This window comes from Nocardia sp. NPDC046473 (genome assembly GCF_040645995.1).
In the GTDB taxonomy this organism is placed as follows: Bacteria; Actinomycetota; Actinomycetes; order Mycobacteriales; family Mycobacteriaceae; genus Nocardia.
Window position 1 is genome coordinate 662588 of the sequence record NZ_JBEYZJ010000003.1, and the last position, 22073, is coordinate 684660.

21 protein-coding genes are annotated in these 22073 nt (G+C 63.4%); 16 read left to right on the forward strand and 5 right to left on the reverse strand.

The genetic code is table 11. From position 1 onward, the window contains the following. Positions 1 to 60 precede the first annotated feature (60 nt). The 4 genes from ABZ942_RS13210 to ABZ942_RS13225 all read left to right on the forward strand — a co-directional run bounded on the left by ABZ942_RS13210 (position 61) and on the right by ABZ942_RS13225 (position 5633). Positions 61 to 2019 (forward strand): ATP-binding protein, encoded by a 1959-nt coding sequence (locus ABZ942_RS13210; protein ID WP_357381413.1) that lies wholly within the window; start codon positions 61 to 63, stop codon positions 2017 to 2019. A 478-nt stretch (positions 2020 to 2497) separates the two neighbouring features. Continuing rightward, positions 2498 to 2797: a BPTI/Kunitz domain-containing protein gene (locus tag ABZ942_RS13215; protein WP_357381415.1), complete on the forward strand. Its 300-nt coding sequence runs from the start codon at positions 2498 to 2500 to the stop codon at positions 2795 to 2797. A 1518-nt stretch (positions 2798 to 4315) separates the two neighbouring features. After that, entirely contained in the window at positions 4316 to 4876 is a 561-nt protein-coding gene (locus tag ABZ942_RS13220; RefSeq protein ID WP_357381417.1) for a hypothetical protein, read from the forward strand. Positions 4877 to 5480: 604 nt separating this feature from the next. Next, on the forward strand, positions 5481 to 5633 hold the full coding sequence (locus tag ABZ942_RS13225; RefSeq protein ID WP_357381419.1) for a hypothetical protein: 153 nt from the start codon (positions 5481 to 5483) through the stop codon (positions 5631 to 5633). 67 nt (positions 5634 to 5700) lie between these two features. Here ABZ942_RS13225 and ABZ942_RS13230 read toward each other — a convergent pair whose 3' ends face one another. Both ABZ942_RS13230 and ABZ942_RS13235 read right to left on the reverse strand, forming a co-directional pair. Further along, positions 5701 to 6630, reverse strand: a complete 930-nt coding sequence (locus ABZ942_RS13230) for an inositol monophosphatase family protein (RefSeq protein ID WP_357381421.1) — start codon at positions 6628 to 6630, stop codon at positions 5701 to 5703. A gap of 18 nt (positions 6631 to 6648) precedes the next feature. Next, positions 6649 to 7731, reverse strand: coding sequence for a hypothetical protein (locus ABZ942_RS13235; protein WP_357381422.1), 1083 nt, complete (start codon positions 7729 to 7731; stop codon positions 6649 to 6651). Between the two features lie 726 nt (positions 7732 to 8457). Here ABZ942_RS13235 and ABZ942_RS13240 point away from each other — a divergent pair. From ABZ942_RS13240 to ABZ942_RS13285, 10 genes are all read left to right on the forward strand, one after another. Next, positions 8458 to 9297, forward strand: a complete 840-nt coding sequence (locus ABZ942_RS13240) for a TauD/TfdA family dioxygenase (RefSeq protein ID WP_357381424.1) — start codon at positions 8458 to 8460, stop codon at positions 9295 to 9297. Then, positions 9294 to 11438, forward strand: coding sequence for a cobalamin-dependent protein (locus ABZ942_RS13245; RefSeq protein ID WP_357381426.1), 2145 nt, complete (start codon positions 9294 to 9296; stop codon positions 11436 to 11438). Before ABZ942_RS13240 ends, ABZ942_RS13245 begins: the two co-directional genes overlap by 4 nt. A gap of 28 nt (positions 11439 to 11466) precedes the next feature. Next, positions 11467 to 12690: a UDP-N-acetylglucosamine--N-acetylmuramyl-(pentapeptide) pyrophosphoryl-undecaprenol N-acetylglucosamine transferase gene (locus ABZ942_RS13250; protein ID WP_357381428.1), complete on the forward strand. Its 1224-nt coding sequence runs from the start codon at positions 11467 to 11469 to the stop codon at positions 12688 to 12690. Positions 12691 to 13308: 618 nt separating this feature from the next. Then, positions 13309 to 14271 carry a hypothetical protein gene (locus tag ABZ942_RS13255; RefSeq protein WP_357381430.1) on the forward strand — a complete coding sequence of 321 codons (963 nt, stop codon included), beginning with the start codon at positions 13309 to 13311 and terminating at the stop codon, positions 14269 to 14271. Next, the gene (locus ABZ942_RS13260; protein ID WP_357381432.1) at positions 14268 to 14609 is read left to right on the forward strand and encodes a hypothetical protein; all 342 of its coding nucleotides are present in this window, start codon (positions 14268 to 14270) and stop codon (positions 14607 to 14609) included. The genes ABZ942_RS13255 and ABZ942_RS13260 overlap by 4 nt, the downstream gene beginning before the upstream one ends. A 20-nt stretch (positions 14610 to 14629) precedes the next feature. Further along, positions 14630 to 14815: a hypothetical protein gene (locus ABZ942_RS13265; RefSeq protein WP_357381434.1), complete on the forward strand. Its 186-nt coding sequence runs from the start codon at positions 14630 to 14632 to the stop codon at positions 14813 to 14815. A 28-nt stretch (positions 14816 to 14843) separates the two neighbouring features. Next, complete coding sequence (locus ABZ942_RS13270) at positions 14844 to 15227, forward strand: hypothetical protein (protein ID WP_357381436.1); 384 nt, start codon at positions 14844 to 14846, stop codon at positions 15225 to 15227. Positions 15228 to 15381: 154 nt separating this feature from the next. Beyond that, on the forward strand, positions 15382 to 16236 hold the full coding sequence (locus ABZ942_RS13275) for a nucleoside hydrolase (protein WP_357381438.1): 855 nt from the start codon (positions 15382 to 15384) through the stop codon (positions 16234 to 16236). Positions 16237 to 16268: 32 nt separating this feature from the next. After that, positions 16269 to 16709: a DUF4254 domain-containing protein gene (locus ABZ942_RS13280; protein ID WP_357381440.1), complete on the forward strand. Its 441-nt coding sequence runs from the start codon at positions 16269 to 16271 to the stop codon at positions 16707 to 16709. 81 nt (positions 16710 to 16790) lie between these two features. Continuing rightward, complete coding sequence (locus tag ABZ942_RS13285) at positions 16791 to 17642, forward strand: hypothetical protein (protein WP_357381442.1); 852 nt, start codon at positions 16791 to 16793, stop codon at positions 17640 to 17642. A gap of 30 nt (positions 17643 to 17672) precedes the next feature. Here the strand turns inward: ABZ942_RS13285 and ABZ942_RS13290 are convergent, their stop codons facing one another. From ABZ942_RS13290 to ABZ942_RS13300, 3 genes are all read right to left on the reverse strand, one after another. After that, positions 17673 to 18380 (reverse strand): hypothetical protein, encoded by a 708-nt coding sequence (locus ABZ942_RS13290; protein WP_357381443.1) that lies wholly within the window; start codon positions 18378 to 18380, stop codon positions 17673 to 17675. 87 nt (positions 18381 to 18467) lie between these two features. Then, positions 18468 to 19421 (reverse strand): DNA methyltransferase, encoded by a 954-nt coding sequence (locus ABZ942_RS13295; protein ID WP_357381445.1) that lies wholly within the window; start codon positions 19419 to 19421, stop codon positions 18468 to 18470. Positions 19422 to 19573: 152 nt separating this feature from the next. Further along, positions 19574 to 20272 (reverse strand): hypothetical protein, encoded by a 699-nt coding sequence (locus ABZ942_RS13300; protein WP_357381447.1) that lies wholly within the window; start codon positions 20270 to 20272, stop codon positions 19574 to 19576. A 460-nt stretch (positions 20273 to 20732) separates the two neighbouring features. Between ABZ942_RS13300 and ABZ942_RS13305 the strand changes: the two genes are divergently transcribed. Then, on the forward strand, positions 20733 to 21686 hold the full coding sequence (locus ABZ942_RS13305; RefSeq protein ID WP_357381449.1) for a hypothetical protein: 954 nt from the start codon (positions 20733 to 20735) through the stop codon (positions 21684 to 21686). Further along, complete coding sequence (locus ABZ942_RS13310; protein WP_357381451.1) at positions 21677 to 22072, forward strand: pilin; 396 nt, start codon at positions 21677 to 21679, stop codon at positions 22070 to 22072. Before ABZ942_RS13305 ends, ABZ942_RS13310 begins: the two co-directional genes overlap by 10 nt. Position 22073 lies beyond the last annotated feature (1 nt).

Sequence of the window (22073 nt, forward strand, 5' to 3'; positions counted from 1 at the left end):
CCTGCCAAACACGAGTCACAACCCAGTACATGGGTTGGTTCCCTCATAGATACTGCATCTGTGACGAATCGCTTCCACATCGACGCGCAAGCAGACTACGTACTGCGCATCGCCCACCGCGATGACCCGGTCCGCGCAGTCATCGAGCTCGTGTGGAACGGGCTCGACGCAGAGGCAACAACGGTCACCGTCGGGGTGGAACCAGACGGCCTCGAAGGGATCGCCAGGGTCGTAGTCGAGGACGATGGCCACGGTGTTCCTCCGGAACTGATAGGTACGCACTTCGGTCGGCTTGGAGGGTCGTGGAAGAAGACCGCCAAACTCTCACCGAACACCAAACGACGCTTGAACGGACGTGATGGACAAGGTCGCATCCGAGGGTTCGCACTCGGCGAGAGCATCAAATGGACCACGACAGCGATAAACACACCCGGGGATCTCAAGCGCACGGTTATCGCTGGTAATGCTTCGGACCCGACGAACTTCTCCGCCGACCCGCAGCCGACCATCGAAGGCGATACGACGGGAACAGTTTTCGAGGCGCTCGACCCGCCCAAGTTCATCACCCGGCTGTGTGCGGACGGAGTTCGCGGGCGACTGACGGCGACCTTCTCGGTGTTCCTCACCGAGCATCCAGACGTCGCGATCATCTTCGATGGCGCCAAGCTCGACCCGAAGGCCGCTGAACGAACTCGGTTCGAGACGGCACTGGCCGACTTCACGGACGACGCGGGACGTTCACCCGTGCTGCGGATCATCGAATGGCGCGAGCCTGCCGATCGAGTCATCCATCTCTGCGACACCGACGGGATCATCCGAGCAACCTATCGCCCGGAGATTCAGACACCAGGGCTCGACTACACGGCTTTCGTCGTGTGGGACCACTTCAACGATCAGCCAGAGGAGGAGCTCGCCGCAGGCGAACTCGACGGCGAAATCAGCGATGTGCTGACACGGGCACGGACCGAAATCAAGAAGTACTACACCGGTCGCGACCGAGAACGCCGCGCTGAACAAATCGAGACGTGGAAGACCGATGGCGACTACCCGTACACCGACGAGCCGAAGGACGAGCTCGAGCGTATTGAGCGGGAGACCTTCGACTTTGTCGCGACCACCATCGCACGCAAGTTGCCCAGACAAGCGATGGCGCGGCGGAGCACCCTAGCACTGCTCAAGGCCACGATGTCGAGCCAGCCGAGCGAGACGATGCGCGTGCTCGAAGAGGTTATGCACCTGCCCAAGCAGGAGGTCAAGCAACTCGCGAGCCTGCTGGACCGCACACAGATCACCGAACTGATCGCGGCCAACACCAAACTCGTAAACCGCCTCGACTTCCTCAAAGCTCTCAAAGAGATCGTGTTCGACCCCGACGGGCGCAGGACAGCAATGGAACGCAGCCAGCTTCACAAGCTCTTGGAGCGAAATACCTGGGTATTCGGCGAAGAATACGATCTCATGGCGAGCGACAAGAGCCTCGATGCAGTCCTTGAACGACACCTGTCCGTGATCCGCGACCCTGAGGACCCACCGCTACAGCCGGTGCGCCGCGAAGACGGATCGGTTGGGATCGTTGATTTGGTGCTCGGGCAGACACGCCCTGCGGTCAACCGTGCCGACTATCTGGTCGTGGAACTCAAGCGCCCAAATGTGCCGATCTCAGCCAAGGAAGTCAATCAGATCAAGTCCTATGCCGACGTCGTGACCAACGATCCGCAGTTCCAGGGACGCAAGTCGCACTGGGACTTCTTGCTCGTGTCGACAACTATTGGCCGGGTCACTCAGAAAGACATCAAGGACAATCCGAAAGGCCTACTGGCCGACTGGACCCACCTGGACCCACCTGCACGCATTTGGGTGAAGACGTGGGCCGATCTCATCGATGAGCGCGAAGAGCAACTCCGCTTCTTCAAGGACGCGCTCAACTACGACGCCTCTCGAGAGCACGCCATCGACTACATCAACAGCCACTTCCCCGAACAACAGGTTCCGCCGACTCTCCGTGTCGCAAACACGTGACGGCACTGGTAGCCCGTGTGGTAAGGGAGTGCCGTGTAGGGTCCCGGAAGTCGAGGCCACTGCCAAGCGGCTGAACTGCAAATTCTCGCTAGTCTCACACGGTGGCCATTGCAGCTTGTCTCAGAACTATGGCCAATCCTCATGCTGCACACGATGATCGGGTCATCACGCACGTGGTTTGCCACCGCCGTGGGACCACCGCGTTGCCAGTCGCGGGACCCTCGACAGTAGGTGATCACTTGGGAGAACGCGTGCCAGATCCGCTATTCGAACCGATCATGGCGACGCCAGCCGAACGCGCGGTAATGCCGATTACCGCCCACTCCACATATGCCAGCTGCGTGGTTGAAGCGATGGCGGCTAGCGCTCAACCCTGCACGTCGGACGCGCGGACCCATCCGCTGCTACCAGCTGAAACGAATATTGCTCGTACCGTGACGCGGTATCTGTCCGAATCGGCTGATTACGGAGGTTGGGTATGCGAAAGGTCCCTGTCTTGGTCGGCATCGCTGTAGCGGTGAGCATGGCGGGCACGGTGCTAGCGGGTCCCGCCTCGGCGGTAAGCCAAGTTCCCGCCGTGAAGATCCCAGCACGCGCGCCGAGTAAGGCGGCTTGCAAGCTGCCGCCCAAGACCGGCACGGGCAAGGCATATTTCGAGATGTACTACTACGACTCGAAGACTCGATCGTGCGAGACATTTGTGTACGGCGGCATCGGAGGCAATCAAAACAGGTTCGACACTGAGGAGGAGTGCCTCGACGCATGTAGCGGGGCCTGACAGGCGCCGTAAAGACGATCGCTTGTTGGACACCGGTCCCGCCGGGCCGAATCGGCAAGATGACCGAGCGGGGCCGGTGTCGATCAAGCTCCGTCAAACCTTTCACGCGAAGTCTCCGACATGCCGGGCCAGATAAGACGGATGTCTGAACGTCCTCTTCTGCCGCGACCCTCCCGTGGATGCTGGATCGGAATGCATCCGATATGTGAGGACTGTTCTGGTGGCCCCTCGCTGATCAGCGGCAGCTGATATTACTGTGGCAGGCCCGATCCCATCCAAGCTTGCAACTGGAACGAATACAGATGCGAAACCGACACGGTCACCTTTATCCAACATGAGGAGCACAGGAGCACAGATGAATGCTGCGACCCGGTCGAGGCTTCAGATCACGACGTTCGTCTGCGGACCGGACACCTGATCCGACTATGAATCCGCTGCAGTCCACGCCGTTCTCGGCCACGAATGTTTATGTCACACAAGCGGCCGGTTCGAACTCTTCACCGTTTCTGATCCGACCAGTAATGCGTCCTGACAAGTATCAATAAAGAAGGGCTCACGATGAAACGATGGATGAAGCGACTCGCCTTGGTAGCGTCAATGGCGGCGACGGGCTGTCTCGTAGCCGTGCCTTCGACTGCCGACACTGCTAATGGATGTGGAACCCATATCGAAGACTACTACGGTACATGGAAGGGGAAATTGCATAATACCGACGACTACGTTATCGCGTACGTATTGTACCCGCCAAACAAGGTGGATGTGACGTCGAGAAATATTACTGGGGGCACTTTTAAGCTTCAACTCAACAAACCTAAATCCCAGCTTTTAATAGAAGGAGTTCGTGGCATGTTCCCCCAAGCGTTCGAGCCCGTGTGTCCACGTGATACCACGAGGCCCGATATACTCAGGCATCATTACGAATATGGCGAAAGCTGGAAAAACAAGAACACGTCGTACTCCGACCTTCGTGCACAGTAATAGGGCTCAGTCGGTGCGGCGCCGGGCTGAAAGTTAATCGCCATGCGGCCCGGCCGATGCGGGTGGCCGGGCCCGCTGCGGCGGCCAGGGCGTTCGAGCTCGCGACCTCATTCGAGCCCGCGACCTCATACGTGCTCGACTTGTTGTCGCGCCTGGCCCACAATCGCATGGGATTGTGGCCCGCAGCGGGGCGGGGGTGATGCCACGGCGACGCGGTCGACCTTGAGCGAGAGGTCGGCCGTGGGTGGTCTTGCGAACGTCCTATATTGCTTGCGGGTTCAGCGCGGTGGGATCGACTACGGCGCAGAACGTCCGCGCATGCCGAATACGTGGGCCGTGTGGCTCGGTCGGCCGTGCCGCGCCCGCCGCGCGACAAGAGCCATCCGATCTGGGTGGTGGCTGTCGTTGCTCGTGGCTGACGTGCCGGGCACGTCCCATCCTTGTCGGATCTGGCTTCGAATAGGCTCTCGGACCGGTTCTGTTTTCGGTGTGGATCGGCTGCCATCGGTTTCGTCTTCGTCGTCTTCGCAGGAGGCTGGAATGGATGCTCGCGTACGGGTGGTCGGCTCGGTGGTGGCGCTGGCCGTGGCGGTGCTGTGTGTCGGGATTGATACTGCGGCATCCTCGTCCGCGGTGCCACCGTGGGGGACGCACTGTACTGGCGCGAAAGCCAAGGCGGGGAAGGAGAAACCGTTCATCGTCCAAGCGTGTCAGCGCGCCTACAGCGCTGCTGCCCGGACCCGCGCCAGTGCCGCCCGCGACACCACCCACGTCACCAAAGCCACCGCCGACGCCGCCCGTGCCGACAACGCCGACAACGCCGTCGAAGCCACCGACGCCGCCCGCGACGCCGCCCATACCGCCGCGTATGCCGCCGACGACAATGCAATCGCCCACGGCAACGCGGATAATGCCGCCGCCGCCCACGCCGCCGAGTACAACGACGCGGCGCGCGAGGCCGACACTGCTGCTTTCAAAGCCGCGAAAGACCCTACCGATGTGGGGCTTGCCAATAAAGCAGCGTCTACCGAGGAGAGGGCTGTGGAATCAGCGCGAGCGGCTTTCAACGCTCCTGAACCGGTGGAGATTCCACAATTGTAATGGAGTGGGCGGGGAGGATCATGTAGCGAAGTACAACAATGCACGACGCGGCCGATGGCCGTGACTCAGTCGGCCTTCCCGGAATGAGCGAGCACTATGCGTCGACGTGCTCTTGGAGACCGTGCTCGCGAGCCGGGAAGGCTCCACCGAGGGGCGTTTCATCTGTCCGGTCACCGAAGAGGTGATACCTGCAACCCACTGAAGAGCCTGGCATTCGGGATATCGTACGGGCCCAACCAAAGTCCGCTCATCAGCGCAAGACGTTCTGCACCAAACCTATCCATGCTGACTTCGCTCGGAACGAGTGCGCTCTCATGCCGCATATCGGTCGTTCGGCAGCGCGACATCCGCCAACCAGGAGCGCGGTAACCCGTTCCACTTCTGCGCAGCTGCCGGTTGTCCCACGACTGGCAACGTGGCGGTCTCTCGGCGGTGGCAAACGACACCACGCAGGGCTGTTACCTGCGGAATCTCACGCCAGCGGCCAACTGGCCAATTCTGGGACCCTACATGCCGTACGGATAACGCGCGGCCTGCTGAGGTCAAGCAGAGGTCAGTCAGATGTCGCAGGGAACCCATTTCGGGGCGTTCAAGTCAAAATTGCATGGACTACGACGAGCGCAATGCCCTGCGTGCGATGGGAGTGGATCCCGACGATCTGCGGATGCAGCTGCGGCGGGCCGCTGTGAGCTACTGGTTGCGTAAGCATGCGATCGAAGGCGGCATCCGGCCGCTTCACCATCCCCGGCGACAGTGAAGCGGCCACGAAGCGTGCTGGGCGCGCGGTTGTCGGCAGACGGCGTCATAGCCTGTAGGAACTCGTCTTAGTGACGCAATGATCGCTGGATTTCCTTGGCCAGGTGGGTGTTTCCTGCGGCGATGAATCGGCGTCGATGGCCCATCGCTTCCCTGATGTTGGTCATCGAGGTGAGGTCGTAATTCAGCGTCAGGGGCGTGCCTTGTAGGTCGGTGACGATGCCTCCAGCGGCGTGCAGGATGAAGTGGCCGGGTGAGAGGTCCCAAATCGCGAAGCCTTTGGCAAATTCGATCATCGCGTCGGTGAACCCGGCAGCGACGTGGCACAGGCCGACTGATCCGAAGTCGACACCGATACGTCCGCGAGCTCTGCCGTCTGCGGATTCGGTCGCCAGTGCCGCAAGGAAGGGTTGCTGGTTTGTTAGGGGTTTGAAGCGTTGTTCGGGACGCATCAAGTAGTTGGTGACAAGTGCCTCGGACAGACGTGCTTGAGATGGGCGATCAAGGAGGTGCTCGTGGCCGTCCCTGGTGATCAGGAATGCGCGATCGGTACCGGTGTGGTCCTGGGCGGCGAGGTAGAGCTGGAAGTGGTGGAAGATGTCGCCGACGGCTGCGGCGATGGGTCGGGCTTGTCGGCGTGAGTACACCAGGACGTGGGTGTAACCGTAGAGCCCGCGCACGGCGAGTTCGCTGGTGTCGAGGGGGTCGACGAGCACGCACAGCTCTGGGTCGGGCTCATCACCGATGACTTCGGGGTCGGCTTCTTCCGAGGCGTAGACGAACGACGGAAGATGCGGGCGGAGAAGCTGTTTGTAGCGTTGGTGCATCCACAGGTCATAGTCGGAGAGGAAATTGTCGCGGTGACGGAGGTTTTCGCTCTCGCCGCGGTCGCCGGTGAGTGCAGCTTGGATCAGGCGAGGCCGGATTTCGTCCATGGCTTGGCGCACGATGGTGGCGAGGTGTCGGGCGAGTTCGGGGATGGCGCTGGGGTTGGTCACTGGTGTGGCCTTTCGGGGTTAGCGCAACTCGAGTGGGGGTTCGATGCCGGGTGGGCTCATGGTGGCAGCGATGAAGATGGCTTCGAAGTCGGCGGCGTGCATGATTGTCGCTCCGGTGAGGTCGTCGAAGCTGGCGACCGCGAGGTCGCGGTCCTTGGTCATGGCGCCGAAGACTGCGAAGTAGAGTTCGGCGCCGGGATAACGGTCCCGTATTCGGCGAGCGATGTAGCCGATGACGTCAGCATGTTTGACCTCGAAGTCGCAGATGACGATGGTGGGTTCAGCTCTGGCGGTTGGGAAATAGGAGGCTTCGTCGAGGTCGATCCCGTCACGGATCTTGTTGCATCGCAGATACCCAATGGGGCAACGGGAGAATCGGGCCGAGGCGAGGAAGGTGGCCATGACGAGCCCGGCCTCATTGATTCCGAAGCAGATATCGACATCGAGGCGTTTCCCGACGTTCTTGATCTGTGAGGCCAGTCGTTGGATTCCGAGGCCGAAGGTTTGCCACGTCAGGTCCAGCAGCTTCCCAGGGCGCGGGTTGGGCAGGGTGTACACGCAGATTTCGGAGTTGCCGTACTCGACCGTCGGCGCAATGAGGGTGAACTCACCGCCCACTTGGCCGGCCGAGTCGATCGCGATGTGCTCGGCTGACCGAGTGAGCGCGGTTGGCTGTGCCAGCGCGGCAGTTCGATTCGAGGATGGGCTGGACGCGAACTGTTTGAGGGAGAGTTGGTCTTCAATCGGGAGGCGTTCGTAGGCTTCAGCGATCAGAGCCGCCGGTGAGATCGGCTCCTCGGAGACGCCGAGTGGCCCACGGCCGTACGCGGTGCACAGGATCAGCAGACTTGCCAATGATGGCGGGGATCCTTGCCCACGTCCGCGTGCCCAGCTTTCCCACGCGTTGATGGTGGTTCCACCAAGGCTGGTCTGGTACCCGGTGACCTCGTTGTAGCGCACGGCAGCGCTGTCTTGAGACAGGCCAGCGGCGTAACGATGTGCTTGCAGGCTCGGCACATCCGGGTGTTGAGCCATCAGCTCCGCCGCCGCCGAAGCCACCGAGCCGAGCTCGCTCCAGAGCTTGCGACCAACCGCAGCCATCGTCCGACCGCGTGCCTGAGGGCTCAGCTGTTGCTTCGACCGTGCGGGGTTCACGTTCGGCGGCGGTGCGGAGGGTTCCACGGTGCAGGGCCTTTCATGGCCGGAGACAACGAGGGCGCGCTCAGACTACCCATCGCAATGGGCAATGCGAGACAGTAAGGACAGCATCGCAGTTCACGCCAGCCCACGAATCGGGTGATATTCGGACTGTCTTCCAGGTGTGTGCCCGCACCGCAAGATGCGATGGTGAATCAACGTCGTAGATAGCCGGGGGCAGAGCTTGAACGAGATTGCATCATTCAGCAGCATCGGGCTGAAAAATGCTGCACTGCAAAAGAAGTCGAGCCTCCATGCACGGTGTTGTAGTGACAGCGTGAGCTGTCCTCCTAAGAGCGGAATGCCGTGCTGAGGCATGGCGCACGGAGCGAACTGACTTGGAACACAACGGATTCGAAGCCCGCCGAGACCGGCGTCAGGGAACAGCGCGGCAGCGATAACGACGACCACACCTCAACTCACGCGCCGCGTATGTGGTAGCCAGCTGCGCTCAGAAAAGTTGGGCCTCGATCGGCCTCGGCCGACGGTCTGATCAAAGTGTTGGAAAGGGGACCTTGAATGCCATCGCATCCATCCACCGACCTGTACATCGAAAACCGTATCGACCTCGGCGCCGACCTTGTCGCCGGGCTGCTCGATGTCTGGGCAGGGTTACCGCCGATCACGCTTGTGGAGGGCCTGCTGTCCCCAGATGTCCACGAGCGGTATTCCGTTGTCGCACATGGGCTACCGCGCATGGGCGAAGTCCTCTCAACCGTACACCGTCACCTACTCGGAGCCGACAGTGACGGATACCTGGTGCTGGGCTGTCGTGGGGCGCTTGACAGCGTTGGTGATGACGAGGCTGCGTGTGAGTTGCTCACGGTTGTGCTCGCGGCCTTAGGCGTTCCTTTGCGGGTCTTCGACAAGTGGGCGTTGTGGAAGCCGATCACCAGCCGTTTGGATGTTGAGCCGATACGAGCTTTCGGCGTCGGCTACAACCCGTTGCACCTCGACTTGGTCAATACGACTCGTCCGCCCGACATCAGTGGGCTGCTCTGTGTCTGGCCCGATCCGCTCGGTGAAGGGTTCAGCTTGGTGTCCCAGATTCGGCGGGCAGTCGCTCGACTCGATGCGACGACCTGCCAGGCTCTGGCCCAACCCGTGTTCCGCGACGGGGCCTTCTTCGACGTTTCGGGTGTGGGGGCCGAGTACAACCCGTTTCCGATCCTGGACGAACTGCCTGCCGATCGCGGGTTCGTACGCTTTACCGCGAAGATGCTCGGCGACCGAGATCCTGACGACCCGGCGACCCAGGCTGCTCGCCGACTGGAGCAGGAGCTTATCGCCACCCAGCGGCGATTCCGGCTCGAGCGCGGTGATCTGCTGCTGATCAATCAGCATCTGTGCTGCCACGGCCGCGAATCGCTCGGGCCCGGTCAGGAAGCACTGCGCGAACATCAGCGTCGGCAACTTCGACAGGTGTTTGTCAGCACCCACCCTGAAAGTCTGGCCGGTGGCCTGTCGTGAGTGCGGTGATGATTCCGTTGACCGTCCGGCAAACTGAGCTGCCGACGGTCGATCTGCGAGTGTGGCTGGTCGATCTGACCTATACCCAACTCGGTGTGTCGGCCGAAACGATCCCTCAAGCCGTCGGCGGCCTAGCAACCCACGCAGCAACACGCATGCAACTCACCGAACCGGTTCGGGTGTTCAAATACCCTGAACGGCTCGCCGCCGCGTTACGCGCTGATGGGCCGCCGGATGTGATCGGTTTCAGTAACTACGTATGGAACTCGAATCTTTCACTGGCCTTCGCCGCACAGATCAAGAGACGGGCTCCCGAGACCGTAGTCGTCTTCGGTGGACCGCACTACCCGACCATGCCCCAGGAGCAGGAACGCTTCCTGCGGCACCGGCTCGGACCTGCGGTCGACTTCTACGTCGACCGAGAAGGTGAAGCCGCGTTCGCAGCACTGCTCTTGGCACTCGCCGAGCACCGACGTGAGGACCTACACGGGCATCTGGCCGGAGTGCATTCCATAGACGGCGAGGGCCATGCGCACCTGCCTCCACCAGGGCCGCGGCTGTTGGATCTCAGCGAGGTCCCGTCGCCATATCTAGCCGGTTTGATGGATGGGTTCTTCGATGGCCAGCTCGTACCGACGGTGCAAACCAACCGTGGTTGTCCCTTCACTTGCACGTTCTGCGTCGAGGGCAGCCGATACCACCAGAAGGTCGCAAAGAAGGCAGCTGAACGCATCACCGCCGAACTGCGGTACATCGCGCAGAGGATGGTGCCACTGCTGGCCGATGGGCGCGGGCGCAACGAGTTGCTGATCACCGATTCCAACTTCGGCATGTACCCCGATGATCTCGACACCTGCCGGGCCATTGCCGAATGCCAAGAGCAGTACGGGTGGCCCAAGTACGTCAGCGTGACAACCGGCAAAAACCGACGCGACCGAGTGCTGGAGGCGGTAAGCCTGGTCAACGGGGCGATGGTCCTCTCCGGAGCTGTCCAATCGCTCGACCCCGATGTGCTCGCCAACGTCAAGCGCACCAACATCAACGCCGACGCGATCATGGACATCGCTTTGACCGCGGCGACTCAGGCCGGCGGAGCCTATAGCGAAGTAATCCTTGGTCTGCCCGGTGACAGCAAGGACCGGCACTTCCGCACGCTGCGGACGCTCCTCGACGCAGGCTTCGTGCGCCTGAATATGTTTCAGCTCTCGCTGCTGCCAGGATCGGACCTGTGCAGTGAAACCTCTCGCGCGCAGCATCAGATGGTTACGCAGTGGAGAGTGATGCCTCGCTGCATCGGCCAGTACACCGTGCTCGGTGACACCATCCGGGCGGTCGAGGTAGATGAAGTGTGTGTTGGCGGCCCGGACCTGCCGTACGGCGATTATCGGGAGTGCCGCTTGATGAATCTGCTCGTCGCGACGTTCATCAACGACGGCGCCTTCGCCGCGCTCGTGCAAGGGCTACGCGCCGCCCAAGTCCCGGTCTTCGACTGGCTCACCACCATGCACGCCAGCCTGCTTGCGCGTATCGACGAACCCGATTCGTTCACCGCCTTGGCCGCGGCGTTTCTCGCCGATACCGACCGGCAGCTGTGGCCCGACCGAACCGCCTTACAGGACAACGCCACCAGCACCATCGACAACTACCTTTCCGGCACCGACGGCGCGAATCTGCTCTACACCTACCGCGCTCGCGCACTCACCGAAACCCTCGATGACACCTGCCGCCTCGCCCGCAACGCCTGGACAACCACCGTCGCCGAAGCATCCTGCGAACCACTCGTGACCGAATTCGCCACCGAGGCAACCGAATACCACCGACTTCGGATGATCGAGGTCTTCACCCCACGCGCCGCGACCAGCCGCGAACAACCAGCCCACTTCGACCTCGACGCCCTCATCGCCACCGCCACGCCGAACCAGCTGAACACTTATCGGCTCGACGCACCCCAGACAAGGCACTTCGCCCTGACCCGCCAACAGATCCAGACCATCACCGGATACCTCGCCCAGTTCGGCAATGACCCACGCGGCGCCGGACGCATGCTCACCAAGGTGCGCATGACCGATCTGCTGCGCCGACCCCACCTGGCCACCACCTGTGACCAGCCCGGCATAGTGTGCGACATCGCGCACGCGTAGCCGACCCCACCTGATCAGGAGCGCCACCGTGGACCGCCCTCTCGACCGCCACGACATCCTGCAACGTCTGACAGGCCATGCACCTGTGCGCGTCATCCTCTGCGGCGGCGGAACAGGCGGCCACACCTACCCCGCAGCAGCCACCGCCCGAGCATTACGTGCGTTGACCGCAGAAGCCGGGACCACGATCGATTTGCTGTGGGTCGGTACACCAGACAGCCTCGAACAACGCATCGCGGCCGAAAACGACGTCCCCTTCGCCGCAATACGATCAGGCAAGCTGCGCCGCGACCGCAATCCGCTCAAGATGCTCAACATTGCGAACGCCAAAGACGCCCTACGACTTCCGATCAGCGTGCTCACCGCGCACAACCTCGTACGCCGATGCCGACCCGACGCCATACTGTGCACCGGCGGGTACGTCTCAGCCCCCATCGGAATCGCATCCGCCCTCAACCGCCGACCTCTCGTCATCCACGAACAGACCACCGGAATCGGACGGGCCAACCACCTGCTCGCCCGAGCTGCCACCCGCATTGCTCTCAGCTCAACGGCATCCCTTGACCTGCTCCCCACCAAACTGCGCACCCGTGCAGTTGTCACCGGCAACCCGATCCGGGCCACGCTGACAAGCGGCGAGCCACACGAGGCGATCGAAGCTCTCGACTGGTCGGGCTACAACTCAGCCTTGCCGACCGTCTACATCACCGGTGGTGCGCAAGGAGCGGTTCAGATCAACGAGCTCATCAGCGCCGTTCTACCCGAACTGTTGAACGAGGCCAACGTCATTCACCAGTGCGGACGAAGCTCCATTGACAAAGCTCGGCATCAAGCCACCGAACTGCCCAACCGACTGCGCCCTCGCTATGTGCCTCGTGAATTCGTCGGCACCGAACTTCCGCACGTACTCGCCCTCGCCGACCTCATCGTCTCCCGCTCAGGCGCCGGAACCCTGGCCGAGCTCACCGCCCTCGGCAAACCATCAATTCTGATTCCATATCCACACTCTGTAGACGGCGAACAAATCCGCGGAGCACGCCACCTAGCCGACCACGGAGCCGCACGAGCCCTCATCAACGAGGAAGCAACACACACCAAGCTGCAGCACGCACTGCACACGCTGCTGACCGAACCCGGTCAGCGGGCAACCATGTCTCAAGCTGCTAGGGCTCTCGGACGTCCACACGCCGCCGAAGACCTTGCGTTGCACATACTTGACCTCGCGGTCGATGCACCCGCTCTAGTGCCATGACGCAGGGAGCGGGAGGCCCGAACCGGCACGACTTTCTCAGTGTCACAGGGCGACGAACTCGCCCGCCACCACGCCTTTGGCGAACGCATCCCATTCTTGCGGGGTGTAGTCCAGCGCCACAGTCTGCCCGCGCGGGCCTTTGCCCTTGATTGCTGCGCTACCGTCGTTGCGGAGCTCGATGGCGAGGGAGCCTGCGGTACCGCCACCAGTGTGCCGTGGAAATCTTGAGTGCGCTCGCGGCCGTCTTGGGGTCGATCTTCTGCTCTTTTTGCAGGTGGTTGAGGCGTAGCAGCAGTTCCCAGCGTGCGACCGTGGGTGACATCGGCGGCAACGCGACTCCCTTCGGTCCAGGTCCGGCGCAAATCCTACAGGTCCAGCGAAATCCTACGCTGCATGTTGTTTTGACGACTAGTCAACGCTATCGTCAGATGTGTCGTCAATCACATCATCATCTATTCGTCATCTGCATAGAAGTGAGACAAGGAGACAAGTCAATGCTGAGTCAAAAGGTCGATTCCGCACCGGTGGCTAGCAACCTGACGCCACCTGGGGCACATCGCGGCGGATTCACGCCAGGGGGCGGTAACCCTCCCCTCCTGGCTTGCTGGGGGAGTGCGAATGACCATTGAAATGTATGGGTATATGCAGCTCCCGCTGGTGGGATCGCAGTACGCCGAGGTAGAGGCCCAGATGGAGACGCTCGCTGCTGAGTGTGGTGGCAGTCTCGCCGGTCGGGTGTTCTGCGAAGCTGGTTCACCGACCGCCGTTTTGTGGTCGTTGCTGGTCGCCCTGGATGAGTGTTCGGATGGCTGGGTCATGGAGCAGCTGCACGAGATCGCGTCCCGGAACGGTGTCGAGCTGGCCCGTTTGGTTGCTTCTCCGCCGCCGACACCGGCGTTCATGGCGATGTTGAATGCGTTGTCGCGGTGGGGTGGCGAGTATGTGATCGCACCGGACCCCGCCCATTTCGATGGTCTCGGTGCTCCGAGAAATGTTGTACTGGAACGCATCTCGCAGGCCAGTCGGTCTGCGTCGGTGGAGTATGTGCATCCGGTCTCGACGCCGCGTGCGGTGCGGTTGGACCGAGGCGAGGATCGTCTCGCCGAGGAAGACGAGGGATGGGATGAGGACCGCCCGGTGGAACTGGGTGTCGAGCAGGTCGACGCCTACGGTTTGGCACTCGAGGTCATCCGGCTCAGTTCCCACCGGCACCTCTCCCGGACCGGACTCTGCGATCTGGTCGATCAAGTAGATGCGCTACTGACCGAAGTCGTCAGGGCGGCAGTCCGTTTCACCGCTCGTGCGAATCAGGCGCCGGGTGCGAACCAATTAACTGTGTGCTGGCTGCGCTATCCGGACCGGTTGGTGGTGACGTTCGAAGAGACCCGCGACCACGCCCACGAACCGATCAGTGTCGCACTACAGGAGCTGTGCGATCAGCATCGCGCCAGTGTCGGCCGCGACCGGCGCGAAGGCGGGGGCACGCTGACCTGGTTCGACCTCCCGCTGCCGCTATACAGCTCATACGGTAAGGCACCCCGGCCGCCATTCACCTGCCAGGCTCCTGGGGGCCGGTCATGACCGTGCACGCGTATGCGATTGTGCGCCTGGATCTTTCGGGTTCACAGGGCGATGCCCATGTTGCCAGTCTCGAAGCGCTTGCCGCCAGTCGCAGAGTTCAGTTAGCCGCTGGCGGAGTTCTTCTGGCGCAGTCGGATTCGAGCTTCTGCCAGTTGCTCGCCGGTCTGGATTTCGAGGCCGTCGATGTCGTGATGGTGCCCTCGGCCGCGCAGATCAAGGGTTGGCTGGGCGTGTTGCGGCACAGCGCTGAGGTGTGGACAGCGCTACTCCCGCAGCGCTGGCCTCGATGCCGCGTAATGGCAAGCCAGACTGCCGAATCCGTTCCCAGACCGATGTAGCCGGACGGGGTGTGGTCGCGATGTCGCAGTGTCATCTGACTGTCTGTTTCTACGACGGACCGGTCCTGCATTTTTGCGGCGAGGAATGCGCCGCCCTCGCCTTCGCGCACGCGGCCAACCTCCAGCATCTGGCCATGGTCACGATCGACCACAACCTGACCCCCGGGTTGAAACCCTTTCCCTGCCAACGGTTGTGGATGCCCTAGACAACTACACCAGAAAGCTCGGTGCCCCATGACTTCTGTAGAGCTGACCGACCCGCCGCCGATGGATTGGGCGGCGTTGGCCACCACCGCAACAGCGCCCATGGGAGCTGACCCGGTCGGGCGGGCGGTCGAGGCGGCGTCCTGGTTCTGCCAGCACTGGAACGTCCACCAGGCCGCGCTATTGGTCGAGAAAACCACGCGGCTGATCGTCGCCGACGTCGTGAACCGCTGCTGGTTCGAGCACCAACCCTGGCTGCGCGCACAAGCGGTCAGTGTCCGGATCCGCTGGAGCGACATCAACACCCTGGTCATCGAGGCATGGGACACACCGCCAGATCAACCCCGCCCAGATGCACCGCGCCTGCGGTATCGGCTGTTCCAGACCACACGACTACGGGTCGGCCACGGCTAGCCAAGTCCGTGCGCTCCGGCCAGCGCCGCCCTCATCAACCCCCACCAGACCAGCACGCCCAGAGAGATTAGGAAACCCGATGATGCTCGAAACCACACCGCTCGCCAGTCAACAACCCGCACCACCCCTCCGACCAGACCCCAGCAAGAGTCTGATGATTCTGGACACCGATATCGGTTACGACCCAGACGATTTCGTCGCCTTGGCGATAGCCGCACGCACAGTAGATGATCTCGCCGTCATCACCGCGGACGAGACGCAGGGGCGTCGTGCTCGGCTGGCTCGGTGCGCACTCGATGCCCTGGACCGCCACGACGTCCCCGTCATCACCGGCATAGACATGGGCGGCAATCACCGATTCGTGATGCACGACCACCCGTGCCAGCCACCCCGCCGACCCGACGACCCCGTCAATATCGTCGGCGAGCTCCTCGACGCGATCGCCGGAGTATGTGAAAGAACGAGCGGGCCGATCGTGTGGGTCGGGATGGGACCGATGACCAACCTCGCTCTGGTCTTGTGCAGCTTCCCCGATCTGGCCGACCGCCTGTCGGTGGTCCAGATGGGGGGCTGGCTCGATCACTACCGCGATAAAACCCGCGCATCACACAATCTGCACACCGATACCTCCTCGGCAGGACTGGCACTACGTGCGGTCCAGAGCCCGCGACTGGTGCTGTCGGACTTCACCAACTCCCCCCACATCGACATCACCGCCGACTCAGCATTGATGCGCCACTTACTATCCACGACCGCCACCGCGTGGCAGCGCCTGCTCGCGGCGAACTTCCAGGCATGGTTCGCCCGCCGCAGCGGCAGCTGGATGCACGACCCACTCACCCTCAGCGCTGCACTCGATCAGCGTTTCGTCGCCTTCCGCACTGAACGGATACGGATCGAACGCGACGCCCGCCTCTACCGCGACCCCCACGGCCGCCCGATCGACGTCGCGTGCGCGGTGGACTACCCGGAGTTCCTGGAATGGATGCACGAAACGCTGCTCCGATGAACCACCACCGCCCCGACCTCAGGAGGTCCGCTGTGGACCCCATTCCCGGCAAGGACCTGCTGCTGGCGGCATGTCGCGGGATGCCGATGCTCGACCCGACCCATCCGATGCTCGATGCCGCTGCCGAACTGGCGAAGGTCCACGAATGCCTCGAGATCACCGCGGACTGCGACGGTGGGAGGTTGGTGCTACGGCGCATCGAGTTGATCCGAGAGATCGACGAATGGATCGCCGACGCGGCCCCACCGCCGTCCCCCGCCGCCACCCTGCACACCGAAACCGTTGGCCGAGTCGTCGATCGACTCGCCCGGCTGACCAACCAGACCTACGTGGCCCTCGCTCACGCCCCCGACGACGTCTATCAGGACTCCTGTGACCGGCTGTGGGATCTCGCCTCCGGCTACCAAGACCTCGTCGACGAACTCCACAACGGCACCCGCCGCCTACCAGGCTTCTTCCTGCACCTCTGGTAACCACCACACGGCCCGGCGGGCGGCATCACCCCCACCCGGACCCGAACCGGCCCCACCGCCGTCACTGAAGGGATAGCACTAATGCCGACCGTGATGCTCGACCACCCGGGCTGGTTTTACGCCCCCGACGGACGCACCCACCGCGTCGTCACCGACGACGCTCACAAGCTCTCGCTCGTGACCGCGGATCACCTCGCTCAAGGATTGTTCATCGACTGCTCACCCGTCGGCCCGGTCGGGACGCGCACCGTGGTCGGCTACTTCGATCCGGGCGAACTGTGCGGCCCGCTGTCCCTGACCGCACCACTTCGCGCCCTGGGCACCGTCTCCCGCCTGGCCAACCCCTGGCTCTGGGATGCCCTCGGTACCGCCATCCTCGGACAATTCGCGACACCCAAACAGGTCCGACACCTCTACACCCAGCTGTGCCGCGCCTACGGGCGCCTGGTCCGAACCCACGTCGGCGAGGTGTCGCTGTTACCCCGCCCAGAAGTGCTGGTCGGGTTGGGATTGGAAGATTTCATCGACCTGCAACTGCGCGTGAGGCAGCCGACCCTGCAACTGGCCGCCAGCGCCTACCTCGACCACGGCGAGGGATGGAGCCGGTTCCTGAGCTCCGACGGGAAACCCGTCGAGCTGGTCGAAGCGATCGCGGCAGTCCTGCCTCAGCTCGACCGGCAGACGATCCGTCGCGCTGTTGCCGACTACAGCAACGACTTCACGATCTATCCGGTCGACTCCCTACTGCGATCGAGCGTGTGCCGACTCTCCGCACGCCACTCCTGGCCCGTCGACAACCGCGAATTCCACACCGAATGGCAGGCCATGACCGGCGACCAGCAATCGGCGTGGACCGTGCTGACCCTGGCGGCAGGAACCAACTGCTATTTGAGCGCCTCATCCCAGGACGAGAGCACTAACCCCGATGTGTAAGCCTCACGAGGTTATCCGCAGGGCCACGCATCAGCGCCTCGATTGCTCCGTGGTGTTGTCGCGTTCACTGTCGCGCGCACCGTCGGGTCGTTGAAGGGGGGTGTCGGGTCTGTCGCGGTTGCTGCCTGCCGCGATGATGCGAGCGACAGTGGAGTGATGTAGGCCGAATGCTTCCCCGACTTCGCGGGTCGAAGGGATCTGCTGATATAGGGCGCGGATTTGTGTGTCTCGGTGTGTGTCGCTGGGATTGTCGGCCGTTGTTGCCGGACTGTCGTGGTGGTTCGTCGCGGTCGCGGTGGCGTCGGTGGGTTGTGATTGCGAGAGCAGTGCGAACCCGGAGATGACCATCAATCCGTCGAGTACGACGGGTCCGACGGCCGAGCCGAGGGGCCCGTAGTCCCAGGCGGTCAACACGTCATAGACGTGACCGTAGGAGATGATCGCCGAGCCGATTGCGACGCTACCTGCGCCGAAGTATCGGCCCAGAACCCACGCCAGCCCGCGCCGCCAGCGCGTGCGGGACAACACCTCGACGCTGAGCAGCAGGCCGATCGGCCAGACCGCTGACCCGATTTGTGGTGCGACACCAGGACACCATCCGTCGGGCATTGTCGCGGCTGGAAGCCAGGTATGCAGCCAGTTCGCCGCCACCGACAGCACTGCACCGAACGCGAATCCAGCCCATGCGACACCGGCGCCCACCACCAACTCGGCCCGAACACCCCTGCGCGACAGCACGATCGCGACACACGCGACGCTGGCGCGTCGCCCGCCCCGGTGTGACCGGACGCCAGCGTCGACGGGGTCGGCTCGATGCTCGTGAGGTCATGCGGCGAAACCGAGTAAGGGCGGCGCGCTGGGAGCATCGGCATGGTCCCCCGTTTTTCTGGCCCCTGTCGCGTGTCCGGTGTCCGCTTGGAAGATCAGGACGTCTTCGTGTGCGATGACGTGGGCGGGTATTCCGGCCTGGCGTTGCTTGACGACGTGGTTGCGTTGGAAGAACGAGGCGTGGGAGACCAGCTCGCCGTCGTTGGTGAGGCGCCCGAGCAGGGCGACGCAGCGTTCGACCGGCACCAGTCCTGCTTGGGTAGCACACGTAGTCAGGTAGGTGGGCAGGTCGATGAGTTCGGCGCGGTGTCGCCAGGGCCGGGCGGTGATAACGATGTGCCCGCCGGGACGCAGGTAGGGGACGGTGGCAGCGAGGATCGTCGTGAATCCGGACAGCAGGCGGCCCAGGCCGACGTTGGCGAGGTTGCCCCGGTCGCGGGGCGAACCGTAGCGGTGGTCGAACTTGCGCACACCCTGGCCAGGTGTGGTGATCACGTGTCCACCAGTGGAGTCGCCGTAGGGGGGTGAGGTAAGTACTAGGTCGACAGTGCCGAGGTAGTCGGCGGGCAGGATGGTGGCCAGTCTGCGGGCGTCGCCGGTGTACACAGCAGCGTGTTCGTCCCATCCAGCGTCGCGGGCCATGTCCAAGCTGGTGCGAGCGATCCCGGCCCATCGCGCCTCGTATTCGACGCCGACGGCCCGGCGTCCGCAGCGAACGGCTTCCACGAGGCTGGTGCCGATTCCGCACATCGGGTCCAGGACCAGATCGCCGGGGCGGGTGTACTGGGTGATGGCGTGCGCGGCCAGGGCGGGCAGCATTTTCGCGGGGTGGGCGGTGCCGTCGCGGTGGTAGCGACCCTGTCGTTGGGTGGCGTGGACCTGTTGCCCGGTCGCCCACACAGAGACCGGCGCGGTTTCGGGTGTCGGGCGCGGGGGCTGGATGTCGGTCACGGTGTTCTCGCTCTCGCGTGAAGTGTCATGGGGCGGGCACAGGTCGGCAGCGGTGTGGTTCCAGAGCAGGCTTGCGGCCGGGGCAGGTCGAGTTGGTGGTACTAGCGACGGCGAGCGCCGACGTGGCAGAGAGCTGGGCGCGGGTGTGCGGCTCATGCCGCCTTGCCTTCGAGGCCGGCGTGTGACTCGAAGGCGTCCTCGTAACCGGGGCGCAGGAACACCAGGAGGTCGAGGTGGGCGTTGTAGTGGGCGCTGTGGTGTGGGGCTGTGCTGGCTGGGGCAGCGGGGACGGCGCCGGTGACGGGCGCGGCGACGATGTGGGACAGATACACCAGGTCAGCGGCTTGGGCGGCGGTCACTACGGCACCAGTGGGGTCGAGCAGGCGGCCATGGCGGTCGTGAGCGTGGCGGGTGAGGACCACCAGAATTCCGCCCGCGTGTAGTGCGTCGGCCGCGGTGAGGGTGAGCGAGGTCAACAGCTCAGGGCCAGGTAAGGCGGGCATCGGCGGCAACAGGCTGGCGATGATCAGCTCGGCGAGGTCATCGCCGGAACCGATCGCCGCGAGGGTCGCCGCCCTCGGGGGCCGCCGTCGCCGGTCCAGACCGGTGTCGAGCAGCTGCATCACCTCGGGGGCGCTGGCCTGCTGTCGGGGGGACAAGGCCGCCAGCAACACCAACCCGCGTGGACTGCTGAATTCCTGCACCGCGCGGGAGAGCACCGGAATCGGACCGAAGCCTGTGCGCTCGAACCCCACAGTCCCCGCAGTCCACAGGGTCGAGGGCGGTGAGGCCGACGACCGGCGGGGGACGCGCGGACGGCGCGAGGATCGGCGGGGAGGGAGTGGGGTCATGACAGGCGCTCCTTGGATTCGGAAAGAAACGTGTGCATGACCGCAGTTGCATGAACACCCCCGTTTTGCGACCCAAGGCCGAGAAATCATGCAATTACCCAACGAATTCATTTGCTGAACTCTTTGGAGCATTTCGACGCCACGAGCTACAGGCGAGAACTACTCGCTGACAAATTTCAAGAATTCTTGCGCAGCCCCCCTTGCGGTATTGCCGGTCGAACCTCCCGCCTGTCACCGCAGCGCCACAGAACACGCACACGCGCAGTTCAGAGGCATGTGCCCGGCTTTGAATCGGTCGATTGGTTCACCGAGGCGCGCCGGTAGTGCGTGTTTATCGGAGGTCGTTTGGTGGCGCTTTCGAGGTCGTTTGGTGGATTTTTAGTGGATTTTTTGTGGCGGGCATCAGGTGTCCTTGCCGGGTCGGAATATTTGCCGATCCCAACGAGGGAGATGAATGGTCATGAATTCGCAGAATCGGATTTCCCCGCAACCGCGTGGTGAAGGTGTCGCGCTGTTGGCGTCGGTCCGGGCGGCATTCGAGGTGATAGCCGCAGACCCGGTGCCCCCGCCTCTGGAACAGGTGGTCGGACGACCTGTGGGCAGCTGGAACGGGTTGCGCGAGCTGCTGTGCTATCCCGGGTTGCCGCCGTCGCTGATGGACAAGGTGTGGGCGTGGCTGGTGCGGCGCGCACGACCCGACGCCCAGGACGCGGTGCTGGTATGTGCGGGGCTGGCCTTGCCGATGCTGGGCGGGATGGCGCGGCGCTTCGGCGAGCAGCAAGCCTGCGATAGCCACGACGTGGCAGCCCACATCGTGGCGGCGTTCCTGATCGAGCTGGCGCGAATCGATCTGGACCGGCCAGGGGTGTGGCCCCGGCTGCGATGGGCGGCCTACGTCGGCGGGCGCGCGTGGGTGAGCAGAGAGACTCGCGCAGCCCTTCCCACAGAAGAGCTCACCATCGCGGCCGAGACCATTCACGGAGCCCGACCGCATCCTTCGGGGTGCGCGCCGAGCGGGCACCCCGAGCTGTTGCTGGTCCAAGCGGTAGCCGAGGGCGTGATCAGTGCAGGCGCGGCCGAGTTGATCGCGGTCACCCGCCTGGAAGCACGCAGCCTCACCGCGGTGGCCGTCGAGTGGGGTGAGCCGTACAAGCGGTTGGAGAAGCGCCGCTCGCGCGCCGAACGCCAACTCGCGGACTGGCTGAAACAGCGCCTCGCCGACGCGGACCCGCGCAATGAGGTCGAAGCCCAGGCACTGGACGCGGCTGCCCGCACTACTCGCGGACACGGCACAGGCGTTTCTGCCCGGCCGGTGTCGCAATCGGGGCTGGTACCTGCAACTACCTCGCACACGAGGACAACACCTGTCCCCGCGTATCCGGCTCCTGTGGAGGTGACTCGCCGATGCGCATAACCCGCGTTCTGGCCCCGATATCTGGTCGAGAGTGTGTCGACAGTTTCCGCAAAGGGCTCGCCCGCGCCTTGGTGTGCGCCGCCGCACTGTGCTGTGTGGCGGTGTACGCGACCGGACCGGCTGCCGCGCAATCGATCTCGATCCTCGCTGTCGCTGGATCCTTCGATGAGGTGCTCAACAACCTGCGCAACTGGCTGGTCGGCATCTTGGCGCTCATCGCGACGGTCTGTCTCACCGTCGGCGGTGCGCGGTATCTGATCTGCGCGGGTGATCCCGGCGAGGTAGAACGCGCCAAGACCGCCTTGAAGGCGGCGTGCGTGGGATACGCGCTGGCGATGCTGGCCCCGCTGGTGGTGGCAGTGCTCAAGTCGATTGTGGGCGGCTGAC